This is a genomic window from Corynebacterium nuruki S6-4, assembly GCF_007970465.1.
Taxonomy (GTDB): domain Bacteria; phylum Actinomycetota; class Actinomycetes; order Mycobacteriales; family Mycobacteriaceae; genus Corynebacterium; species Corynebacterium nuruki.
The window spans coordinates 2,208,494-2,229,064 of the sequence record NZ_CP042429.1 but is presented as its reverse complement, the minus strand read 5'-3'; the positions used below and the strand labels follow the sequence as shown (position 1 = coordinate 2,229,064).

At 68.3% G+C, this 20,571-nt stretch carries 22 protein-coding genes; 8 read left to right on the top strand and 14 right to left on the bottom strand.

Translation table 11 applies throughout. The features are described from left to right. The first annotated feature begins 43 nt into the window (after nucleotides 1-43). Together FSW06_RS09975 and FSW06_RS09970 are read left to right on the top strand one after the other, a co-directional pair. Nucleotides 44-235, top strand: a complete 192-nt coding sequence (locus FSW06_RS09975; protein WP_010122483.1) for a hypothetical protein — start codon at nucleotides 44-46, stop codon at nucleotides 233-235. A 201-nt stretch (nucleotides 236-436) separates the two neighbouring features. After that, on the top strand, nucleotides 437-1,129 hold the full coding sequence (locus FSW06_RS09970; protein WP_010122484.1) for a TetR/AcrR family transcriptional regulator: 693 nt from the start codon (nucleotides 437-439) through the stop codon (nucleotides 1,127-1,129). A gap of 13 nt (nucleotides 1,130-1,142) precedes the next feature. Here the strand turns inward: FSW06_RS09970 and phoA are convergent, their stop codons facing one another. The 4 genes from phoA to trxA form a co-directional block, all read right to left on the bottom strand. Next, nucleotides 1,143-2,696 carry an alkaline phosphatase gene (gene phoA / locus FSW06_RS09965; RefSeq protein ID WP_010122485.1) on the bottom strand — a complete coding sequence of 518 codons (1,554 nt, stop codon included), beginning with the start codon at nucleotides 2,694-2,696 and terminating at the stop codon, nucleotides 1,143-1,145. 249 nt (nucleotides 2,697-2,945) lie between these two features. Continuing rightward, the gene (locus tag FSW06_RS09960; protein ID WP_010122486.1) at nucleotides 2,946-4,445 is read right to left on the bottom strand and encodes a DHA2 family efflux MFS transporter permease subunit; all 1,500 of its coding nucleotides are present in this window, start codon (nucleotides 4,443-4,445) and stop codon (nucleotides 2,946-2,948) included. 288 nt (nucleotides 4,446-4,733) lie between these two features. Beyond that, on the bottom strand, nucleotides 4,734-5,543 hold the full coding sequence (locus FSW06_RS09955) for a PspA/IM30 family protein (protein WP_010122487.1): 810 nt from the start codon (nucleotides 5,541-5,543) through the stop codon (nucleotides 4,734-4,736). A gap of 6 nt (nucleotides 5,544-5,549) precedes the next feature. Continuing rightward, entirely contained in the window at nucleotides 5,550-5,933 is a 384-nt protein-coding gene (gene trxA, locus FSW06_RS09950; RefSeq protein ID WP_010122489.1) for a thioredoxin, read from the bottom strand. Nucleotides 5,934-6,112: 179 nt separating this feature from the next. On the opposite strand from trxA, the gene FSW06_RS09945 reads away from it, so the two are divergent. Continuing rightward, on the top strand, nucleotides 6,113-6,628 hold the full coding sequence (locus FSW06_RS09945; RefSeq protein ID WP_010122490.1) for a hotdog fold domain-containing protein: 516 nt from the start codon (nucleotides 6,113-6,115) through the stop codon (nucleotides 6,626-6,628). A 4-nt stretch (nucleotides 6,629-6,632) separates the two neighbouring features. Here the strand turns inward: FSW06_RS09945 and FSW06_RS09940 are convergent, their stop codons facing one another. Together FSW06_RS09940 and FSW06_RS09935 are read right to left on the bottom strand one after the other, a co-directional pair. After that, nucleotides 6,633-7,385: an SDR family NAD(P)-dependent oxidoreductase gene (locus FSW06_RS09940; RefSeq protein ID WP_010122491.1), complete on the bottom strand. Its 753-nt coding sequence runs from the start codon at nucleotides 7,383-7,385 to the stop codon at nucleotides 6,633-6,635. Nucleotides 7,386-7,579: 194 nt separating this feature from the next. Further along, a complete protein-coding gene (locus FSW06_RS09935; RefSeq protein ID WP_010122492.1) occupies nucleotides 7,580-8,128 on the bottom strand; it encodes a YceI family protein in 549 nt (182 codons plus the stop codon). A gap of 147 nt (nucleotides 8,129-8,275) precedes the next feature. Here FSW06_RS09935 and FSW06_RS09930 point away from each other — a divergent pair, with 147 nt between their 5' ends. Continuing rightward, nucleotides 8,276-8,776 (top strand): MarR family winged helix-turn-helix transcriptional regulator, encoded by a 501-nt coding sequence (locus tag FSW06_RS09930; RefSeq protein WP_010122494.1) that lies wholly within the window; start codon nucleotides 8,276-8,278, stop codon nucleotides 8,774-8,776. Between the two features lie 34 nt (nucleotides 8,777-8,810). Here FSW06_RS09930 and dnaB read toward each other — a convergent pair whose 3' ends face one another. The 7 genes from dnaB to FSW06_RS09895 form a co-directional block, all read right to left on the bottom strand. Next, the gene (gene dnaB, locus FSW06_RS09925) at nucleotides 8,811-10,322 is read right to left on the bottom strand and encodes a replicative DNA helicase (RefSeq protein WP_010122496.1); all 1,512 of its coding nucleotides are present in this window, start codon (nucleotides 10,320-10,322) and stop codon (nucleotides 8,811-8,813) included. Between the two features lie 784 nt (nucleotides 10,323-11,106). Beyond that, the gene (rplI, locus tag FSW06_RS09920; protein ID WP_010122497.1) at nucleotides 11,107-11,559 is read right to left on the bottom strand and encodes a 50S ribosomal protein L9; all 453 of its coding nucleotides are present in this window, start codon (nucleotides 11,557-11,559) and stop codon (nucleotides 11,107-11,109) included. Between the two features lie 45 nt (nucleotides 11,560-11,604). Further along, complete coding sequence (locus FSW06_RS09915) at nucleotides 11,605-12,240, bottom strand: single-stranded DNA-binding protein (RefSeq protein WP_010122498.1); 636 nt, start codon at nucleotides 12,238-12,240, stop codon at nucleotides 11,605-11,607. Between the two features lie 48 nt (nucleotides 12,241-12,288). Continuing rightward, nucleotides 12,289-12,588: a 30S ribosomal protein S6 gene (gene rpsF, locus FSW06_RS09910; protein WP_193345965.1), complete on the bottom strand. Its 300-nt coding sequence runs from the start codon at nucleotides 12,586-12,588 to the stop codon at nucleotides 12,289-12,291. Between the two features lie 198 nt (nucleotides 12,589-12,786). Further along, nucleotides 12,787-12,966, bottom strand: coding sequence for a hypothetical protein (locus FSW06_RS09905; RefSeq protein ID WP_139024597.1), 180 nt, complete (start codon nucleotides 12,964-12,966; stop codon nucleotides 12,787-12,789). 2 nt (nucleotides 12,967-12,968) lie between these two features. Next, entirely contained in the window at nucleotides 12,969-15,200 is a 2,232-nt protein-coding gene (locus FSW06_RS09900) for a transglycosylase domain-containing protein (protein ID WP_010122503.1), read from the bottom strand. Continuing rightward, nucleotides 15,193-15,507: a DUF5318 family protein gene (locus FSW06_RS09895; RefSeq protein WP_238526018.1), complete on the bottom strand. Its 315-nt coding sequence runs from the start codon at nucleotides 15,505-15,507 to the stop codon at nucleotides 15,193-15,195. The genes FSW06_RS09900 and FSW06_RS09895 overlap by 8 nt, the downstream gene beginning before the upstream one ends. 248 nt (nucleotides 15,508-15,755) lie before the next feature. Between FSW06_RS09895 and FSW06_RS09890 the strand changes: the two genes are divergently transcribed. From FSW06_RS09890 to FSW06_RS09875, 4 genes are all read left to right on the top strand, one after another. Continuing rightward, nucleotides 15,756-16,853, top strand: coding sequence for an inositol-3-phosphate synthase (locus FSW06_RS09890; protein WP_010122505.1), 1,098 nt, complete (start codon nucleotides 15,756-15,758; stop codon nucleotides 16,851-16,853). A 167-nt stretch (nucleotides 16,854-17,020) separates the two neighbouring features. Next, nucleotides 17,021-17,512, top strand: coding sequence for a MarR family winged helix-turn-helix transcriptional regulator (locus tag FSW06_RS09885; RefSeq protein ID WP_010122506.1), 492 nt, complete (start codon nucleotides 17,021-17,023; stop codon nucleotides 17,510-17,512). A 4-nt stretch (nucleotides 17,513-17,516) separates the two neighbouring features. Beyond that, the gene (locus FSW06_RS09880) at nucleotides 17,517-18,509 is read left to right on the top strand and encodes a universal stress protein (RefSeq protein WP_010122507.1); all 993 of its coding nucleotides are present in this window, start codon (nucleotides 17,517-17,519) and stop codon (nucleotides 18,507-18,509) included. A 55-nt stretch (nucleotides 18,510-18,564) separates the two neighbouring features. Beyond that, nucleotides 18,565-18,894: a hypothetical protein gene (locus FSW06_RS09875; RefSeq protein ID WP_010122508.1), complete on the top strand. Its 330-nt coding sequence runs from the start codon at nucleotides 18,565-18,567 to the stop codon at nucleotides 18,892-18,894. Between the two features lie 55 nt (nucleotides 18,895-18,949). On the opposite strand, the gene FSW06_RS09870 is transcribed toward FSW06_RS09875, so the two are convergent. Beyond that, nucleotides 18,950-20,239, bottom strand: coding sequence for a hypothetical protein (locus FSW06_RS09870; RefSeq protein ID WP_139024598.1), 1,290 nt, complete (start codon nucleotides 20,237-20,239; stop codon nucleotides 18,950-18,952). Nucleotides 20,240-20,571 lie beyond the last annotated feature (332 nt).

The following is a 20,571-nucleotide window of genomic DNA, read 5'->3' as shown; positions in this document are numbered from 1 at the left end:
CGCGCGTTCCACCGATTCCCTTCCCCGACTCCCAGGAGCAGACATGGGCAGCTTCGACTTCATCGTCGACCTCTTCAAGGACATCTTCGGCAGCGTCAGGTCCTTCTTCGACGGCATCGCCGACTTCATCAAGGACATCTTCGACCAGGGTGGGAACGGCGACCCCGTCGACCCGGTCGATCCGGTTGACCCGGTTGACCCGGTTGACCCGGTCGAGGGCGAGGGCGAGGCCTGACCCCTCCCCGACCGCTCCCGCCGGGCGTCCCTGTCGCAGGACAGGGTCGCCCGGCATCCGCGGTTGCGTCCCGTGCGCGGAGGCGGCCGCAGAACATTCTCTTTGTTTTGGCTACCCTTCTTTCGTTGAACATGTAGTGTCTGCCCCAGAAGGTCACGACAGTGACCTGCACCACAGACCCCACCCCGGGAAGGACACCCCGTGACCACCGCACCCCCCGTTCAGCAGACCTCGCCGCGCACCGGCGCCACCACCGCCCCGTTCACCACCACCAGGCCCGCCCGCACGACCCGCAGCACCCGGCACGCCACCGCCGCCCACCACCCGGCCTTCGACAAACGCGACCGGATCCTGCGGGCCGCCGCCGATCTCGTCGCCGACGGCGGCTTCACCGCGGCATCCCCCCGCAACATCGCCGGGCTCACCGGACTGGCCACCGGCGCCGTCCACGCCGAGGTGGGCAGTACCGGGCAGCTCCAGGCCGAGCTGTACCGGCACCTGGCCGCCCGGGAGCTCGCCGCCGTCCAGGAGGCCACCGCCGACCCGACGGCCGCCGCCGACCGGCTCACCGCCGCGGTCGACGTCTTCACCCGCCGGGCCCTCGCCGGCCGGCACACCAGCCAGGCCCTGCTCTTCGAACCGGTCAGCGCCCGGGTCGACCACGAACGCCTGACGTTCCGCCGCCGCTACCACGCACTGGTCAGCACCATCGTCAGCGACGGGATACACACCGGTGAGCTCCCCGCGCAGTATGCCGGCATCACCGCCCGTGCCGTCATCGGTGCGGTGACCGAGTCCCTGCTGGCACAGCACTCCCCCGCTGCCCCGGAGGTGACCGACGACGAGCTGGTCGACCAGGTCGCCCGGTTCTGCCTGCGCGCCGTCGGCGCCTGATCACAGACCCAGATCACAGACCCAGGGCGTCCGCGACCGTGAAGTGCAGGTCGGTCTGGTCCGTCAGGCCGGTGACGTTCGCCGCGCCCGGCCCGTAGCCGGCGATGCGCAGCTGGGTACCGGTGTGGCCCTGGTCCGTCGTGTCCTGGTTGTCCGAGGTGGCGTAGGCGAGGGTCATTTCCGTGCCGTCCTTCGTGGTCAGGTTGCTCGACAGGCCCGGGTACACGCTGGCCCGTGCCTCCGCGACACTGATCCCGGCGTCCGCCGCCATCTCCGTGATGTCGTCCTCACTCATCGGAGCGACGATCTGGCTGGTGTGCGCGTGATCGGCGGTGACGAGGACGAGGGTCTCGCCGTCCTGCTGTGCGAAATCGAGGGCCTTCTGCACCGCCTCGTCCAGGTCGACGGTCTCACCGATCTGGCCGCACGGGTTCGCCGCGTGGTCCTCCTTGTCGATGGAGGCGCCTTCGACCTGCAGGAAGAAGCCGTTGTCCTTGCCGTCCGGGTTCTCCTTGAGCAGGTCGATGGCTTTCCCGGTCATGTCGGCCAGGCGCGGGACATCGTCGGTGCGCGCCGCGTTGTCCCGGCAGGTCTGCGCCGGTTTCAGGTAGCCCTCCTTCTCCGCCTTGTCGCCCTCCCAGCGCACCGGCATGTTCCCCTTGCTGAACAGGCCGAGGACCGGGCTGTCCTGGTCGGCCGCGGTGACCGCATCGAGCTCCGCGGCGTTCGTCGGCAGCTGGTACCCGCGGTCGGACGCCTGCTCGGCCAGCGTCCTGCCCTTCCAGTCACCCGCCTTCGCCGTCTGCCCGAAGCTCTCCGCGCCGCCGCCGAGCGTGACATCCGCCCGGGTGTCCAGGATCTGTTCGGAGATGGAACCGCGGCCGCCGCGTTCCCGCAGGTCCTCACCGCACTTCTCCGTGTCCTCCGGGCCGTAGCATTTGCGTTGGTTGACGTGGGCGGCCTGGACGGCGGGGGTGGCGTCCTGGATCTCCGCGGTGGAGACGTTACCGGTGGCCAGGCCGGCCTCCTTCGCCTTCTCGGTGAGGTTCTGCTGCGACGCACCGTGGATGTCCACGCCGATCGCACCGTTGTAGGACTTCGTGCCGGTCGCCCAGGCGGTCCCCGAGGCGGCGGAATCCGTGACGTAGTCCGGCTTCCCGTCCTTGTCCAGGGAATAGTGGGTGTACTGGCCGGAGACCGGCAGGGCGTCGAGCCCGGCAAACTGACCGGCGGCGCCCTCCGCGTAGTTCCGGGCGGCGGTGATCTCCGAATCGCCCATGCCGTCGCCGATGAGGAGGATGACGTTCTTCGCCCCGGCGTCGCGCAGGGCGTCCCGGATGTAACCGGTCTGGTCGCCGTCGAGGCGGGTGGCCCCGCCGTTCGCCGTGATGTCGCCGTCGGCGGCACGGTCGGCGAGGGCGCCCGCCTCATGGGCGGTGTTCGTGCTCGGCGCGTCACCGGAACTGTCACTGCCGCAGGCGGTGACGGTCACGAGGGCGGAAGCGCCGACGACGGCGAGGGCCGTGCGCACGGCACGGCCGGGTCGGGAAATACGGGTGCTGGTCACAGTGCTCTTTCTCTGGTCACGTCATGGTGTCTGCCCCCGGGCCGCCGGGGCGGCGGCGGGGCTCGGAGACGACGGTACGAAACTCTGCTGACGCCACGGTGAGCACTGGGCGGGCATCACGGAGACGACACCTGAACAGTCGGTGAACAGCATTGACCGGCCGGCGGGGCGGCAGAGACACCTGTGCCGGGGCACCCCGGTATCAGGGGGTACCCCGGCACATGGCGGAGAGACTGGCGGGACCGGTTCCTAGACCGTGGCGCCCTGCTCCTCGCTCTCGGTGACCTCACGCGGACCGCGCGGGACGTCGATCTTCACGAGGACGGACAGCACCAGCACGACCGCGGCGATGACAGCACCCATGAGGAATGCGACACGCACACCGTCGATCATCGGGCCGAACGGCGGGGCGGAGTTCGAGTGGGAGGCCTCGATACCCATCACCGCGACGAACAGTGCGGTACCGGCGGCACCGGCGAGCTGCTGCAGCGTGTTGAGGATCGAGGAACCGTGCGCGGACAGCTGCACCGGGACAGCGGCGAGAGCGTTGGACATCAGCGGCGTCATGAGGAACGACAGGCCGATGTTCAGCACCAGCGCGGCACCGATGAGGAACCACACGTTCTTGTCCTCGTTGAGCGTCATCATCAGCAGCATCGCGACCAGCAGCAGCAGCGCACCGACCGAGATCATCGGGCGGGTACCGCGACCGTCGTAGATACGGCCGGCGACCGGGCCGAGCGCACCCATGACGATGCCGCCGGGCAGGGTGACCAGACCGGTCTGCAGCGGGGACAGGCCGAGGACGTTCTGCGCGAAGATCGGCATGAGGATGATGAACCCGAACAGGGTGCAGAAGCTCAGCAGCATCAGAGCCAGCGACCACACGTACTCGCGGGTCTTCAGCGGGGTGGTGTTCATCAGCGGGACGGCCGCCTCGCCGGCCTGCTCGCGGGCCATCAGCCGGTTCTGCCGGCTGAAGAAGACCGCGAGGACGATCACACCGATGATGAGGAAGATGACCGACTGGGTCGGGAAACCGTCCGCCAGGTCGGAGAGCTTCGACAGGCCGTAGATCGCCGCGGCGAAACCGATCGCGGAGAGGATAGCGGAGAACACGTCGAACGGCGGGCGGGTCGTCGGCTGGAAGCTGCGCATCTGCCAGCCACCGACGACCAGGGCGATCGCACCGAGGATGATCATCGTGCCGAAGATCCAGCGCCAGGACGCGACCTGCAGGACCACACCGGCGTAGGTCGGGCCGACGGCGGGGCCGACGGCCATGACGATGCCGACGAGACCCATCATCGCGCCACGGCGCTCGGCGGGCACGAGCACCATGATGGTGGTCATGAGCATCGGCATGATGAGCGCGGTGCCGGCGGCCTGCACGATACGGGCGATGAGCAGCACCCAGAAGGCCGGGGCGAAGGTGGCGATGATGCTGCCGACGACGAACAGGGCCACGGCGATGATGTACAGCAGCCGGCCGGGAATCCGGGCCATCAGGTAGCCGGTCATCGGGATGACGACGGCCATGGTCAGCATGAAGGCGGTCGTGAGCCACTGGGCGACATCGGGCTCGACCGTGAATTCCTTCATCAGGTCGGGCAGCGCGTTGGACAGCGTCGTCTCGTTGAGGATCATCACGAATGCCGCCAGCACGATGATGCCGATCAGCAGGCCGGCACGGACCGGTTTCTGGTTTTCCGGCACGGCAGGGCCGGAGGTGGTGTGGGGTTCAGCCACAGGGGTCACGTCTCTTTCTCACGTTTCGGTCGTGGATGCCGTGTGTCTGCGGCATATCAGGTGGGGAGCACGCGGGGAGCCCCCGACGGCCGTTACCGGCACGTCCGGTGGGCTCCCCGGCTTCCGTCCACGTCCCCCGGACCGGAGGGAGGACGCGAACGCACGAGCATCCACTATACCCCCGCTGCCCCGATCAGCAAAATCATCTTTTCGCAGGTAAACAATGGTTCACCTGCACATGACGCCATGCCACCCTCCCCCGTGACGCCACGCCGGGCCAGATGTCGGTTACTCCGACTTATGGGTCCCGTCGGCGGCACCCTCGGCAGCACCGTCGCTGTCGGCGGCACCGTCTCCGGCACCACCGGCCGGCAGTTCACCCTTCATCTCGGCACGGATCTGGTCCAGGCGGGCGGACGCCCTGAAGTCCTGGCCCGCCTCCTCGATCTCGGCCATCCGGCCGGAGACACTGTCCTCCGCGAGCTCCTGGGCACCGAGCGCATTGGCGTAGCGGGCCTCGATTTTCGACCGCACACCGTCGAGCGTCGGCACGGAATCATCGGCCTGGATCCCCTGCATCGCGTCAAGCGCCTGGTTGGAGGTCTCCTGCATCTTCGCCTGGTCGACCTGGGCGCGCAGCTGGTCGATCTGGGAGAGCTGCTCGGTGAGCCTGGCCTCGGACTGCTTCTGCTGGGCCGTGGCCTGGTCGGCCGCCTGCGCCGCCTGGGTGTGGAGCTGCTTGGTCTCCTCGATCTGCTGTTCCACGGTGACGAGCTGGGTCGCGAAGACCTCCGCGGTGTCGGAGTACTCGCCGGCCTTCGCCGAATCCCCGGCGGTCGTGGCGGCGTCCGCCTGCTGGATGGCGGTGCGGGCGTTGCCCTCGAGGGTCTCCCGCTCCTTCACCAGCCGGTCAAGCTGCATCTCGAGCTGGTTGCGGTTACCGATCACCCGGGCCGCGGCCTCGGTGATCTCGCGGTGCTGCTTCCTGGCCGCCTCGGTGGCCTGCTGGATCTGGACCTTCGGATCGGCGTTCTCGTCGATCTTCGTGTCCAGGGAGGCCATCAGGTACTTCCAGCCTTTGGAGAACGGGTTGGCCATGACCGGTTACTCTCCCGCGTTCTTCGCGTCCCCGGCCTGCTCGGCGACCTTCTTGCGGACGTCGTCCATGTCGAGACCCTCGACCTGCGTGAGAAGGTCGTTGAGGGCCTTCGGCGGCAGGGCGCCGGCATCGCGGTAGACGAGGATGCCGTCGCGGAAGATCATGAGCGTCGGGATGGACTGGATCTGCAGTGCGGCGGCGATCTCCTGGTTGGCCTCGGTATCCACCTTGCCGAAGGTGTGGTCCGGGTGCTCCTCGGAGGCCTTCTCGTAGACCGGGCTGAAACGCTTGCAGGGCTGGCACCAGTCGGCCCAGAAGTCGAGGAGGACGATGCCGTCCTTCTGGATGGTGTCCTGGAAGTTCTCGGTGGTGATGGTCTGGGTTGCCATGCTGGGGTCCTTTCGTCGGGTTCTTCCGGTTACAACGTCGTCGCGCGAGCCGGTATTCCGGGGCGGGGACGCCCGCGGGGCACCGCACGCGTCCGGCGGGGACGCGCATTCAGCGACCAGCCTACCGGGAAAGCTCTGTTATGCGGCGCGGCAGTGATGAATCTATTAGCGTCTCGGATATGACCACGCCCGGAGACACCCAGATCAACCCCTCCCCCAACGGCACCGCCGAGCTGTGGAAGAAGTTCCGCGGATCAGCCCTGAAACGCGGGCTCTTTTCCGCGGGTTTCTGCATCAAGGCACCGTACTTCCGCACCGTCCTGCCCCGCATCCGCGAGGCTGTCCCCGGCCGGGCGGTCGTACGGATCGGGAACTGGTGGGGCATCCGGAACCACATCGGCACGTACCACGTCATCGCCGCCCTCAACGGTGCGGAGGCCGCGATGGGCATCCTCTGCGAGGTCTCCGTGCCGACGACCCACCGCTGGATCCCCCGCGGCATGCGTGCCGACTACCCGACGAAATCGACCGGTGGTCTGACCGTCACCGCCACGGCGGACTTCCCCGACTTCGCGCAGGTCACCCGGGAGACCGGTGGACAACTCGTCACCGTCGACATCCAGCTGCTCGACGATGCGGGCAACGAGCCCGTCCACGCCGAGATCGACGTCTGGGTCTCGGCGAAGAAGAAGTGACCCGCTACTGCGCGGTGTAGCCGCCGTCGATGAGGTGGTAGGAGCCGGTGATGAAGGAGGCGTCCTCCGACAGCAGGAAGGCGACCAGCTTCGCGATCTCCTCCGGACGCCCCAGCCGGCCCAGCGGGTGCTTGTCGACCAGGGCGGCCTTCTGCTCGTCGGGCAGGCCCGCGAGCAGCGGGGTGTCGATGTAGCCGGGACCGACCGAGTTGACCCGCAGTCCCGCCGGCCCGTACTCCACGGCGGCATTCTTGGTCAGACCGACCACGCCGTGCTTGGCGGCGGTGTACGCCGCATTGCCCGGGGCGGCGACCGCACCATGGATGGACGCCATGTTGACGATCGCGCACTCCCCGGCGCCGGCCTCGAGCATCGCCGGGATCTCGGCACGCATGCCGTAGAGCACGCCGTTGAGGTTGATCCCGATCACCCGGTCCCAGTCGGCGGTGTCCAGGTCGCCGACCGCGGCGGACGCCCCCGAGATGCCCGCGTTGTTCACGGCGTAATTGAGTTTCCCGTAGGTGGTGACCGCGTAGTCGACGGCGGCCCGACTGTCGTCGGGGACGGCCGAGTCCGCCTTGACGGCGACGGCGCTCCCCCCGGCGTCCGCGATGCGGTCGGTGACGCGCTGGGCGGCGTCCAGGTTGATGTCGGCGACGACGACGGACGCGCCGCGGGACGCCAGTTCGACGGCGACGGCTTCCCCGATGCCGGACCCGGCACCGGTGACGAGCGCGGACTTTCCTTCGAAGGTCATGGTGAACCCCTCTGTCTCGGATGGTGGTGTGTTCCTCCGCGAGCCTAACCGCGGCACACCGCCCCCGGAACGCAGAACGCGGAACGCCCCACCCGGACGGGGTGCCCATGCCTCATCATGGACAGCCCCGGACAGGTGCGGTGTTCCGCGTCAGGGTGCGGGTGCCGGTACCGGTCACCCGCGGACGGAGGCGACTACTCGCCGTCCTTGGTGGCCGAGATGTCGAAGTTCAGCTTGATCTTCTCGGAGACCAGGACGCCGTCGGTCTTCAGCGGGGCGTTCCAGGTCAGGCCGAAGTCGGTGCGGTTGATCTCGAGCTCGCCCTCGAAGCCTGCGCGGGTGGCGCCGAAGGAGTCCACGACCTCGCCCTCGAACTCGAAGTCGATGGTGACGGACTTGGTGACGTCCTTGATGGTCAGGTCGCCGGTGACCTCGAGCTCGTCATCACCCTTGGCCTTGACCTCGGTGGACTTGAAGGTGATCTTCGGGAAGTTCTCGACGTCGAAGAAGTCGGCGGACTTCACGTGGCCGTCGCGGCCCTCATTGCGGGTGTTGATCGAGGCCGCGTCGATGTCGACGGAGATGGCCGCACCCTCGAGGTTCTTGCCGGAGGTGGCGGTGCCGGTGAAGGTGTCGAAGGTACCGCGCACCTTGGTGACCATCGCGTGGCGGGCGGTGAAGCCGATCTCGGAGTGGACGGGGTCGATGGTGTAGTTGCCGGCGTAGTCGTTGACGGAGCTCATGGTGGTGAAGCCTTTCTTGTCTGGTGTCAGTGGGGGCGGTCCGCGGAACGGATCTCCCTGCGGCGGTCGACCCGCCGTGATGGGATCCACTGTAGAGGAATGTAGTTGATGTGTCAACTAGGTCGGTGATGTGTCATACTGAGACACATGACAACCCGTTCCCATGCTACGGAGGAATCCACCCGGTGGCTTTCCGACCGTGAACAGTGCCTCTGGCGCAACTGGCTGACCGCGGGACATTCCATCGACGCCGGCCTGGCCCGTCAGATGCAGCAGGACAACGCCATCTCCATGGCCGACTACATGGTCCTGGTGAACCTCTCCGAGGCCCCCGACCACCGGATGCGCGTCGCCGCTCTCGCCGACCGGCTGCAGTGGGACCGCTCCCGGCTGTCCCACCAGATCACCCGGATGCGTAACCGCGGTCTCCTCGACCGGGAGACCTGCTCCTCCGACGGCCGCGGCGCCTTCATCGTCCTGACCGACGACGGCTTCGAGGTCATCCGGGACGCCGCCCCCGGTCATGTGGCGGCGGTCCGCACCATGCTCTTCGACGTGCTCAGCGACGAACAGCAGGAGCAGCTCGCCGACATCCTGCACACCGTCAACGCCCAGTTCAAGGACCCGGCGTCCGACCCGCAGAACTGACCGTCCCTCCCCCGGGGGGACGCTGACCGCCGGCTCAGACCCCCGGACTGAGCTCGGAGAACTTCGAGTAGTGCAGCTGGTGCGCCACGCGCACCGTCCCGATCGGACCACCACGGTGCTTGGCGAGGATCAGGTCCGCCTCGCCGGCGCGCTCGTGGTCGCGGTTCTGCGAGTCCGGCCGGTTGATGAGGATGACGATGTCGGCGTCCTGCTCCAGCGAACCGGACTCACGCAGGTCGGACACCCGCGGCAGTGCATCGTCGCCACGGGCCTCCACACCACGGTTCAGCTGGGAGATGGCGACGAGGGGGACGTCGACCTCCTTGGCCAGCAGCTTGAGCTGACGGGAGAACTCCGAGACCTCCTGCTGGCGGGACTCGACCTTCTTGCCCGAGCTCATGAGCTGCAGGTAGTCGACGACGATCAGGCCGAGGTCGTGCTTCTGCGCCAGACGGCGGGCCTTCGCACGGATCTCGGTCATCGTGAGGTTGGGCGAATCGTCGATGAAGATCGGCGCACCCTCGATCTGCCCCACCCGGCGGGTCAGTTTCTCCCACTGGTTGTCGTCCATCTTGCCGCCGCGCATCGCCGACAGCGGCACCTCGGCCTCCGCCGAGAAGATGCGCATCATCACCTCGGACTTGCTCATCTCCAGGGAGAACAGGACGGTCGCCTTCCCCTGCTTCACCGAGATGTTGCGCATGAAGTCCAGCGCCAGCGTCGACTTACCGACACCCGGTCGGGCGGCCACGATGATCATCTGGCCGCCGCGGAACCCGTTGGTGAGTTCGTCGAGGTCGGCGAACCCGGACAGCACGCCGGCCACGCCCCCGCCGGTGGAGTGCAGGTCGTCGATCTCGTCCATCGTCGGCGCCAGCAGGTCGGCGAGCACCTGGTAGTCCTCACTCGCCGACTCGTTGGTGATGGTGAACATCTCCTGCTGCGCCCGGTCGACGACGCTCTCCAGCTCCGCACCCTCGAGACCGGAGTAGCCGTACTGGACGATCCGGGTCCCGGCGGAGACGAGCCGACGCAGCACCGCCTTCTCCGCGACGAGATCCGCGTAGTAGCCGGCGTTGGCGGCGGTCGGGACCTTGCTCGACAGTTCGTGGAGATACGGCAGTCCGCCGATCTCGTCGATGAGACCGTTGTTGTCGAGCCGCCCACCCAGGATCACCGGGTCGACCTCCATGCCCTCGCCGTACAGCTCGAGCATGGTCTCGTAGATCGTCCGGTGGGCGGGCCGGTAGAAGTCGTCGGGGCGGAGCCGCTCGACGACGTCGGCGATCGCGTCCTTGCTCAGCATCATGCCGCCGAGCACGCCCTGCTCCGCCTCCACGTTCTGCGGCATCTGGCGCAGCGGTTCGCCCAGACTGTCGCCTCCCCGGTTGTTCCGGCCTCTGCCACCCCGCCCACCGGAGGTGCCACGACCCCCGTCGAAGCCGCCCTGCTGCGGCGCCGGGGCGTCCTCCCACTCGGGCTCGGACGGAAGCGGGACCTCCGGGACCACGTCGCCGCCCGACACCCTCTGCTCCTGTGCACTCATGTCCCCCACCTTAGCTGCCCCACCGGACAGCTCCGCGTCCCCGCGATTCCGCAGTTGTCCACAGGTGGTTGTGGACAACTTGTGGACACCGTGTGCATATCGCGGAAATCCCCAGGTCGGGTTGTGGACAAGTTGTGGACAACATCGTCACCGATCCGGAAAATACGGCGTACCCCCAGGTCAGAGCGCTATTTCGCCGGGACAATGTATAAACAGGTGGCACCGTCGGGCCCGTTTCCGCAGGTGGCCAAAAGATGAATATTGTTGTCCTTGTATAGTCGCAGGTCAGCATTTACGCATATTATGCAGTTGCCATACGTACGGGGAGTTCGCGTTGTCCACACCCCGGACAACACCACGGGCCCCGGCCCGGACCTACGCCAGCGTCCACGTTCCCGGCCTGCCGTCACTACGTGTCGCCTGCCTTCAGTCCGGGTCGGCCCCCGCGCCCCGGACAGACCAGGGCCGTGGCGCGATGTCGCCGAGTTGACCCGAGTTGACCCGGATCGGTCAGTTCGGTCGGACGGGAAACGCAGAATCGGGTCAGCTCGGGACAACTCCGGCCGGGTCGGCCGGAGACACCGCAGATACACCACGGACCCGACCCCCGCGAAAGTCCGCGGGGACGGGTCCGTGATGTGCTGTTGTCCAGTGGAATGCATGGGGACGCCCCCGTTGTCCACTGCCCGTACTGCACGGACGGGCGGCGCCGGGTGTCTGGGCCGACGGTGGATACGTCCCGGGTGTCTGGGCCGGAACGGTGGGGCGTCGCGGGGATCGGCTGCTACGCAGCGACCACCTTGAAGTTGAGGGACGCCGTGACCTGCGGGTGCAGCTTCACGTCGACGTTGTAGGAACCGGTCGCCTTGACGTCGCCCTGGTTCAGCAGGATGGTGCGCTTGTCGAGCTCGTGGCCGCCGGCGGCCTTGACCGCGGCAGCGATGTCGGCGGCACTGATGGAGCCGAAGAGCTTGCCCTTCTCGGAGGTACGCACGGTGACCGTCACACCCTGGAGGTGATCGATCTCTGCCTTGACCTCGTTGGCGTGGTCCAGATCGCGGATGACCTTGTCGGCCTGGGCGCGGCGGATGTTCTCCACCTGCGCCTCGGCACCCTTCGTCGCCACGATGGCCAGCCCGCGCGGGAGCAGGTAGTTACGGCCGTAGCCCGCCTTGACCTCGACGATGTCGCCCGGGACACCGAGGTTGTCAACGGCGGCGGTGAGGATCAGCTTCATGATCCGTTGCCTTTCGTTGTTCTGGGGATTTGTCGGGGCACGAGATCAGAACGGCGGCTCGTCGCCGTCGCCGAAACCGGACTGCGGGGCGGAGTTCCACGGGTCGTCGTCGGCCGCGGCACCGCCGCCACCGAAACCACCCTGGTTCCCCGGGTTGTTCTGCGGACGCCCCTGCTGCGGAGCGTTCCGGGTGAACCCACCCTGGTTGCCGCCGTTACCCTGCGACGCATTCTGTCCGCCGAAACCGCCCTGGTTACCCTGCGGGGCGTTGAAGCCCCCCTGGTTTCCCTGGAAACCGCCCTGACCACCCTGACGGGGGGTCTTGGCGACCTGCGCGGTGGCGTACCGGAGAGACGGGCCAACCTCGTCGACCTCTACCTCGAACACGGTGCGCTTCTCACCCTCGCGGGTTTCGTAGGACCGCTGGCGCAGGCGGCCGGAGACGATCACGCGGTCTCCCTTGTTCAGGGAGTTCGCGACGTTCTCGGCGGCCTGGCGCCAGACGTTGCAGGTGAGGAAGAGAGCTTCACCGTCGACCCACTGGTTCGACTGTGAGTCGAACCGTCGGGGCGTGGAGGCGACGCGGAAGTTCGCGACGGCCGCGCCACTGGGCGTGTACCGGAGCTCCGGGTCAGCAACGAGGTTGCCGACGACGGTGATCGGGGTATCTCCCTGTGCCATGTGCTATCTCCCTCTGTCCGTTTCTGATCTCGCCGAGGAGCCGGTGGGCTACTTGGCGTCCTTGCGCAGCACCTTGGTGCGCATGATCGTGTCGTTCAGGTTGAGCAGACGGTCGAGCTCCTGGACGGTGGCCGACTCGCAGTGCAGGTCGACGACGGCGTAGATGCCCTCGGCCTGCTTGTTGATCGGGTACTCCAGGCGACGCTTGCCCCAGATGTCGACATTGTCGACCGTACCGTTTTCCTTGCGCACCGTCTCGAGGAACTTATCGAGCGACGAGCCAACGGTGCGCTCGTCCTGGGACGGGTCGATGATGATCATCATCTCGTATTGACGCACGGACCTCATCACCTCCTGTGGTCTTGTGTTTTCGGCCGCACCCGGGATCGGGAGCGGCAGGAGGGTCGTTGCGTCAGCAACCCTCTCAGCATACACGCCGCAGGTCATACCCCCAAACCCCGGACACCGCCCCCTACGGCCGGTCCCGGGTACCCCGACCGGGGAGCACCGACCCCGGACTCCCCGACCCCGGTCCCCGCCACGATCTCAGCTCGCCCAGAACACCGCGATCCCCAGCGGCACCAGCGTGATGAACACGACCGCGACCGCGAACAACCCCCAGATCACCCGCGGCGGCCGCTTGTGCTCGTAGCTCGCGTAGGCACCGCCGAACAGGAGAAATCCGATGAAGACGCTGGCCATCGTGACCAGCACTCCGGTGTCCACCGTCACCGGCCTCCGTTGAGGAGGTTGTCGAGCATCTGGCCGACGTCCGGCAGATCGCCGCCACGTCCCGGCTGTCCACCGGCGGGTGCCCCGCCGCCCGGCGCAGGCTGCTGGCCGGCGCCGCCACCGGTTCCGCCGGTCGTACCGGCACCACCCGTGGCGTCCTCCTCGGTCGAGCCGGTGCCCTGACCGGTCGCCGCACCCGTTCCGGCGCCGGTGCCGGCCCCGGTCCCCGCGCCGGCACCGGTCCCGGCACTGTAGCCCGATCCACCCGAGGCGGCGGCGCCCGAGCCGCCCTCACCGAACTGCTCGGCCGGCTCGTTGACCAGTGCGGCGTCCATGTAGGACTTCCAGATGTCGGCGGGCGACATCGAGCCGTACATCGAGCCGCCGCGGGTCATGTCGTACAGCGGCTGGCCGTCGACATTGCCCAGCCAGACCGCCGTGGCGAGCTGGGGGGTCGCACCGATCATCCAGGCGTCCTTGTTCTGTCCGGTGTCGCCCAGCTGGGCGGTACCGGTCTTCGCGGCCGAGACGCGGCCGGCGAGATCGTGGTTGTTCGAGTACCCGGCGATCGGCTGCATCGCGGAGACCACGGCGTCCGCGGTCTCCGGCTTGATCACCTGGGTGCCCTCCATGTCGCCGTTGTCCATGAGAACCTCACCGCCGGCGGACTCGACCTTCTGGACGAAGTGCGCGGGGAAGTACTTGCCGCGGTTCGCCAGGGTCGCCAGACCGGACGCCATGTCCAGCGGCCGGGTCTGGTACTGACCCAGGGTGATGCCCTCGAAGGGGGCACCGCCGTTCTCCTTCAGGGTCTCACCGATACCGGGGAGCTCCTTGGCCACACCCATCTGGTGCGCCATGTCGGCGACCGCCTCCGCGCCACCGTTGAGGTCACGGGTCAGCCGGATGAAGGTCGTGTTGAGCGACATCTTCAGCGCCTGTGCCAGCGAACAGGTGCCGCAGGTTTCACCGGAGTCATTCTGCACCAGCGTGCCGCCGGTGGTGACCGGGGACGAGTCGTACAGCGTACTGGTCGGGATGCCCTGTTCCACCGCGGCCGTGAGGGTGAAGATCTTGAAGGTCGAACCGGTCTGCAGACCGGCGTTCGCCCAGTCGAGCCCGTTCGGGTCGTCACCGCCGTAGTAGGACTTCACCCCGCCGTTGCGGGGGTCGACGGACACCAGCGCACCGCGGACGTCGTCGTCGGCGGCGTCCAGCTTGTGGGTCACCGCATCCACGGCCTCCTGCTGGGCGGCCGGGTCGATCGTCGTGGTGATCTTCAGACCGCTGGTGTTCACCGTCTCCTCGGTGATGCCCTGCGAGGCGAGTTCGTTGAGCACCTGCGTCTTGATCAGGCCGTTGGTGCCCTCGGCCACCGACGTCTCCTGCGTGGTGGCGGGGTCGACGACCTCCGGGTACGCCGCGGCGTCCCGCTGTGCCTTGTCGAACACGCCGAGGCCGACCATGCCGTCCATGACGTAGTTCCAGCGCTGCTCCGCCTCCTGGCGGTTCGTCCACGGGTCCAGCTGGCTGGGCCGCTGGATCGCCGCGGCGAGCACCGCGCCCTCCTCGGGGGTCAGATCCCCCGGGGCCTTGCTGAAGTAGGCCTTCGCCGCGGCACTGATGCCGTAGGCGTTCCGCCCGAAGTAGATGGTGTTGAGGTAGGCCTCGAGGATCTCGTCCTTCGACCACTCCCGGGTCATCTTGGCGGAGACGACCAGCTCCTTGCCCTTGCGGACCAGGCTGCGCTCGTCACCGACGACCGCGTTCTTCACGTACTGCTGGGTGATCGTCGAGCCACCGCCGGCCGAGGAGTTGCCGGTCAGCTGGCCGAGCGCGGCACGGCCGAAGCCGGTCACCGAGAACCCGCTGTTCGAGTCGAAGTCACGGTCCTCGGCGGAGATGACCGCCTTGCGCACGGACTCCGGGATCTGGTCGATGCTGACGTTCGTGCGGTTGCCCTCCGGCGGCACGATCCGTGCGATCTCCGTGCTCCCGTCCTGGGCGTAGATGTTGGAGATCTGGTTGGTCACCAGTTCATCCGGTTCCGGGACCTTGGTCACGGCGTACGCGGCGAAGAAGGCCACGAGCGGAACGATGATGAGGACGGCGATGACAGAGAGCACCGTCGTGATCAGTCGCTTCCACACCGGCTTGCGCCGGCGCGTGCGCACCGTGCGCTTGCCGTTGTCCGCGGCCTCGTCAGTGTTGTTCGTCTGGTTAGTCACCTAGCTGGTCTTCCGTTTGGTTCTCGTACCGGTCTTCCCGCAGGAGGCAGTTCCACCTGCAGTGCAGGCAGACTTCGACGACGTGGACTGTGATGTCGTCACCCGGGGACAGACTGGCCAGGATGTGCCGTATCTCCGACAGACTACGCGCCGTCCCTGACTTTTCACCTATTGCTGAGCCGTGGATCCACTGTGTGGTCCGCAGTGCCCCGGACGCCGCGGACGCCCCGCAGACCGGGCAGTCCCGGCCGGTCGGCGTCCCGAGGACCTCCGCACTGGCCGTGACGGCGCGGTCCGCGTCACACACCCTGGAACGGGGGATTTCCCCGGACCTCACCGCCCGCAGGACCCGGCGCCGGTCGAGCTCACGGGAGATCGACCGGGTCGGTTCAGGCACGGGCGGCAGGGGCTGGAGGTCGGCGCACACGCCCACGATTCTAACCCCGGCCCGCCCCGGTCCTGAATCGGTCAAGCCCTCCGGTTAACCGGTAAAGTACCCGAAAACACGCCTTCGACGTGGGGTTTTTCCGATTTCCGGGGCTAGTGTGCTGAGCCATGAGTGATTCGAAGATCAACCTCGCCATCGTCGGCATCGGCAACTGCGCCACCTCCCTTATCCAGGGACTCGAGTACTACAAGGACACCCCGGACGACGCCACCGTCCCCGGCCTCATGCATGTCCGGTTCGGCGGCTACCACGTCCACGACGTCAACCTCGTCGCCGCGTTCGACGTGGACGCGGACAAGGTCGGCAAGGACGTCGCCGAGGCGACCGAGTCCGGCCAGAACTGCACCATCAAGATCTGCGACGTGCCGGAGACCGGTGTCACCGTCCAGCGCGGCGTCACCCTCGACGGCCTGGGCAAGTACTACCGCGAGACCATCGAGGAGTCCACGGCCCCCGAGCCGACCCACGACGACATCGTCAAGACCCTGAAGGACGCCGGCACCGACGTCCTGGTCTGCTACCTCCCGGTGGGTTCCGAGGAGGCCGACAAGTTCTACGCCCAGTGCGCCCTCGACGCCGGCGTCGCCTTCGTCAACGCCCTGCCGGTCTTCATCGCCTCCGACCCCGAGTGGGAGAAGAAGTTCGCCGACGCCGGCGTCCCGATCGTCGGCGACGACATCAAGAGCCAGGTCGGCGCCACCATCACCCACCGCGTCCTCGCGAAGCTCTTCGAGGACCGCGGCGTGACCGTCGACCGGACCTACCAGCTCAACGTCGGCGGCAACATGGACTTCAAGAACATGCTCGAGCGCGAGCGCCTGGAGTCCAAGAAGGTCTCCAAGACCCAGGCCGTCACCTCCAACCTGCACGGTGAACTGGCCGGCAAGATCTCCGACCGCAACGTCCACATCGGCCCGTCCGACCACGTCGAGTGGCTCGACGACCGCAAGTGGGCCTTCATCCGCCTCGAGGGCCGCGCCTTCGGCGACGTGCCGCTGAACCTCGAGTACAAGCTCGAGGTCTGGGACTCCCCGAACTCCGCGGGCGTCATCATCGACGCGGTGCGCGCCGCGAAGATCGCCCTCGACCGCGGCATCGGCGGCTCCGTCGACCCGGCCTCCACCTACCTCATGAAGTCCCCGCGCCACCAGGTCAACGACGACCAGGGCCGCCTCGACCTCGAGGCCTTCATCGCCGGCGAGTAGGCCCTCCCGGCCCTGTCCCGGCCGGCGTCGACCCCTCTCCGACGCTGCGCCGGTCTCTCCTCCACCACGCCCCGCCCGCGACCACGCCGTCGCGGGCGGACGGCTATCTTCGCAGAACATTCCCCTCGAGTGAACCAATTGGGGGAAGAACGGGTAAGTTTAAGCACATGACCGTCTCCATCCACGATGTCGCCCAGCGGCTGCGCCCCGTGCTCACCCGGCTGTACCTCCTCTATTTCCGGCAGACAGCCTCGTCGAGCATCAGCATGGCCCAGCTCTCCATCATGATGAACCTCGCCGACAACGGCCCGCTGCGCATCAGCCAGATCGCCGACCTCGAGGCGATCCGCATGCCCACCGCGTCCAACGCGGTGAACCACCTCGAGCAGCTCGGCCTGGTCTCCCGCGTGCGCGACGTCAGCGACCGCCGCGGCGTCCGCGTCCGCCTCACCGAAGAGGGCACCACCCAGCTCGCCGCGATCGGCAAGGAGCGGGACGCCCAGATCGAGACCCTCCTCGCCGGCCTGAACCAGGAGGAGCTCAGCACCGTCGAGGGCGCCCTCCCGCTGTTCGACCGCATCCTCGAGACCTTCGGTCCGCACGTCAAGGGGACCGGCACGGAAACGAAGTCCGACGAGAAGAAGAGCGACGAGAACTGACACTGTGCGTCCTCAGCGCATTCTCCTGGCCTGGCGCCCCACCGTCGGCCATCCGGTCTCCGGCACCGCCGCCGTCGCCGCCTGGCTCGCCCGCAGTCAGCCGGTCCTCGTCCGACCGGTGACCGTCATCCCGCGCCTGTGGCCGGAGGACGGCGGGACCGGCCCGGACACCGCCTCTGACGCCGGCCGTGCCGCCGGCCGCCGCGCCTTCGACGACTGGGCCGTCCGCGAATCCGCCGCGGCCCGCCGCTCGGCGGTGACCGCCCTGCGGGAGGCGGGCGTCCCCGACGACATGATCGACGTCCCCGACAGCACCGACCCCGTCGTCAGCCATTCCGAGACGACCGCCCTCACCGATGCCGCCCAGGACTTCGGCGCCGACCTCATCCTCATCGGGTCACGGGAGGACGCCCCGGCCGGGCACTTCCGCACCGGCGCGACCGCCGACGCCCTGCTGCACTGCTCGCCACTGCCCGTCCTCACGGCCCCCAACGAGCCGGTCCTGTCCCGCCGCGGCGTGACCCGTGTGACCTGTGCGTACGTCGACACCGAACAGTCCCGGCAGGCACTGCGCCACGCCGCGGACCGGGCCGCACGCTGGGAGGTGCCGCTGCGACTGGTCGCCCTCACCCCGGCCGCCGCCACCATGTACCCCGCGACCGAGCCGCTGCCGGGCGCCGACGCAGCCGGGACAGCCGGCGCCACCGACACAGCCGGCGTCCGGGCCGCCTCACGGGCCTGGCTCGCCGAGGCCGCGGCACTGCTCGACCGCGGCGTGCACCGCGCCCTCGAACGGCATCCCGAGCTCACCGTCACCGCGGAGACCGGGACCGGGACAACCTGGCAGGACGCCGTCGACGCACTGCACTGGAAGAAGGGGGACCTGCTCGTCGTCGGGTCGTCCGTCCTCGGATCCTTCAACCGGGTGTTCATCGGCCCCTCCACCAACCAGATCCTGCGGACCTCCCCGGCTCCCGTCCTGATCAGCGCCGTCTGACCGCAGTTCACGGGAGGGTACCCACCCCTGTGAACCGGGTAGACTGGGTGGCACCATGTCGGTGAACAGTTCAGATCCCATCCAGCACCTCGAAGACGAGGACCGGCGACGTGCGGTACGCCTCGCCTGGTCCTGGGGAATCGGCGTCCCGGTGACGACGTTGGTCGTCTGGTTCATCCTCCACCTCATCGCGCCGGACGCCGCGGTGACCTCGATCGCCCCCATCGTCATCGCCTTCCTCGGCGCCGTCGGCGTGTGCGTGAACACGAGCCGCCGGTGGAGCCGGCTCCACGCCTGGGCTCCGCTGATGGGGGCGGTGTGGGCGCTCATCCCGTGGTTCCTGCTCATCGCCACGACATTCCTGCCCAGGTTCATCCTCGACTGAGCCCCCGGACGGGCCCCCGCCTGGGCCCCGACTGAGCCCCCGCTGCGCCGACGGGTCACGCGGCGAGCGCCGCCGCGACACGTTCCCTGAGTTTCCGCACCTCACCGACGTCCCGGATCATGCCCGCCGTCACCCGGAACACCCGGCCACCGTCCTGCTGGAGAACGGCCAGGACCTCGGAATCATGGTCGCGCTGCCCGTCCTCCAGATGGTGTCCACCGTCGTAGAACAGGTGGACCCGCCGGTCCTCCCACCCCAGATCGACCGAGGTCAGCAGCGTCCCGTTCTCCCGGAACACCGGGATCTGGCTGCGCAGGCCCGGTGCCAGATCCGCCACCGCCAGACGCAGCACCGTCTCCGGCGGTGATTCCGCCCCCACATCCGTCGCACCCAGCACCGCCGCCGCGAGATCGGCCGGAACCCCCGCCTCGGCGAGGCGTCCCACCGGACCCGTCGCCTCCGCCCCGAACACCTGGTGCAAATGGTCACTGACCTGGACACACCTGATGAAACCGGGGGAGAGGTGCGGCCGGACCGGGGTCAGGTCGGGCACCGGCCACCGACGGTCCCGGGCGGCGTCCTGTTCCATGACCGCCAGGATCATCCGCGCGAGCGTCGTCACCGGCCCGGTGCACAGGTGCGACCGGAACCGGGGGTCGGGGGAGCGTGCCCTGCGGCGGTGGTCTGCGAGAGCCCGGGTCCGGGACAGCCGCAGGTGCGGGGGCGGCGTATCGGTGTGTCCGCCGTTGGGTACGAGGAATTCCAGCCGTTCCTCGTCGACGAAGTACCGCATGCCGTAGACCGCCCCGGCGGCGAAGCCGGTGGCGATACGGTCCGGGTGGGTGAGGAGGTGCGCCCTGACCAGGGTCACCGCCGGGATACGGCGCTCCCGGAGCCATCCGGACGCCGTCCTGGCCGGCAGCAGTGCATCCACGTGGACGTGCACGCCACGTTCGATCCGCCGGAAGTACTTCCGGAGCCGCGCCCGGGTGACCCCGGCTTTCCGCAGTTCGGCGCGGGTCATCGGTGCGGTGCTCAGCAGGTGACTGTGATCGCTGTGCCGGTGTCTCCGGCGGACCCGGGCCAGGTACCAGTCGGTGGGGACGCACTCCGGAGTGAGCGGGCGCAGCAGGTCCGCCGCCACATTGTCGCGGATCCTGCCGGCGCCTGCTGTGCCGGCCCGGTCTCTGCCGGCCGCGCTTGCTGTGCCGCCCCGGTCTGTGCCAGCCCGGTCTCTGCCGGCAGCACCGTCAGTGCCGTCAGTGCTGCCGGCAGTGTGCCCGGTGCGGTCTGTCGTGTGCTGGTTGTCGCGGCCGGTTCCCCCGCCGTATCCCCCGATACTCATGCGGCCCAGTATGGCACGGCGCCGGACCTGCCGGTGATGATCGCGCACATTCTCCCGGCCACCCCTTCAGATGCCTTCACTTCGGGTCGGCTGCCTTCAGTTAGTGTCGCGTGACCGGGTCGGCGGCGACACTAACTGAAGGCGGGCGACCTGAAGTGAAGGCAGGCACCGGTCGTGGAACGCCCTGCGGGACCCCTGGGGCAGAAGGGGCCGGTGGAGTCATTGAGAACAATGGGACGCGGCAGGCAAGCCAGGTGGCGCGGCCAGGGTCAGCGGGGGAGAGGTGCGGCCGGACGCCCTGGCCGGAGCCCTCCGGACCCCTGGCCGGACGC

Bases quoted from the DNA above. Each gene is read 5' to 3' on its own strand.
- dnaB (WP_010122496.1), bottom strand. From the start codon at position 10,322: ATGAGTGCACAGGAGCAGAGGGTGTCGGGCGGCGACGTGGTCCCGGAG.
- rpsF (WP_193345965.1), bottom strand. From the start codon at position 12,588: ATGAGGTCCGTGCGTCAATACGAGATGATGATCATCATCGACCCGTCC.
- FSW06_RS09875 (WP_010122508.1), top strand. From the start codon at position 18,565: ATGTCGGTGAACAGTTCAGATCCCATCCAGCACCTCGAAGACGAGGAC.
- FSW06_RS09935 (WP_010122492.1), bottom strand. From the start codon at position 8,128: ATGAGCTCCGTCAACGACTACGCCGGCAACTACACCATCGACCCCGTC.
- FSW06_RS09915 (WP_010122498.1), bottom strand. From the start codon at position 12,240: ATGGCACAGGGAGATACCCCGATCACCGTCGTCGGCAACCTCGTTGCT.
- FSW06_RS09975 (WP_010122483.1), top strand. From the start codon at position 44: ATGGGCAGCTTCGACTTCATCGTCGACCTCTTCAAGGACATCTTCGGC.
- FSW06_RS09955 (WP_010122487.1), bottom strand. From the start codon at position 5,543: ATGGCCAACCCGTTCTCCAAAGGCTGGAAGTACCTGATGGCCTCCCTG.
- rplI (WP_010122497.1), bottom strand. From the start codon at position 11,559: ATGAAGCTGATCCTCACCGCCGCCGTTGACAACCTCGGTGTCCCGGGC.
- FSW06_RS09930 (WP_010122494.1), top strand. From the start codon at position 8,276: ATGACAACCCGTTCCCATGCTACGGAGGAATCCACCCGGTGGCTTTCC.
- FSW06_RS09870 (WP_139024598.1), bottom strand. From the start codon at position 20,239: ATGAGTATCGGGGGATACGGCGGGGGAACCGGCCGCGACAACCAGCAC.
- FSW06_RS09945 (WP_010122490.1), top strand. From the start codon at position 6,113: ATGACCACGCCCGGAGACACCCAGATCAACCCCTCCCCCAACGGCACC.
- FSW06_RS09890 (WP_010122505.1), top strand. From the start codon at position 15,756: ATGAGTGATTCGAAGATCAACCTCGCCATCGTCGGCATCGGCAACTGC.
- trxA (WP_010122489.1), bottom strand. From the start codon at position 5,933: ATGGCAACCCAGACCATCACCACCGAGAACTTCCAGGACACCATCCAG.
- FSW06_RS09885 (WP_010122506.1), top strand. From the start codon at position 17,021: ATGACCGTCTCCATCCACGATGTCGCCCAGCGGCTGCGCCCCGTGCTC.
- FSW06_RS09940 (WP_010122491.1), bottom strand. From the start codon at position 7,385: ATGACCTTCGAAGGAAAGTCCGCGCTCGTCACCGGTGCCGGGTCCGGC.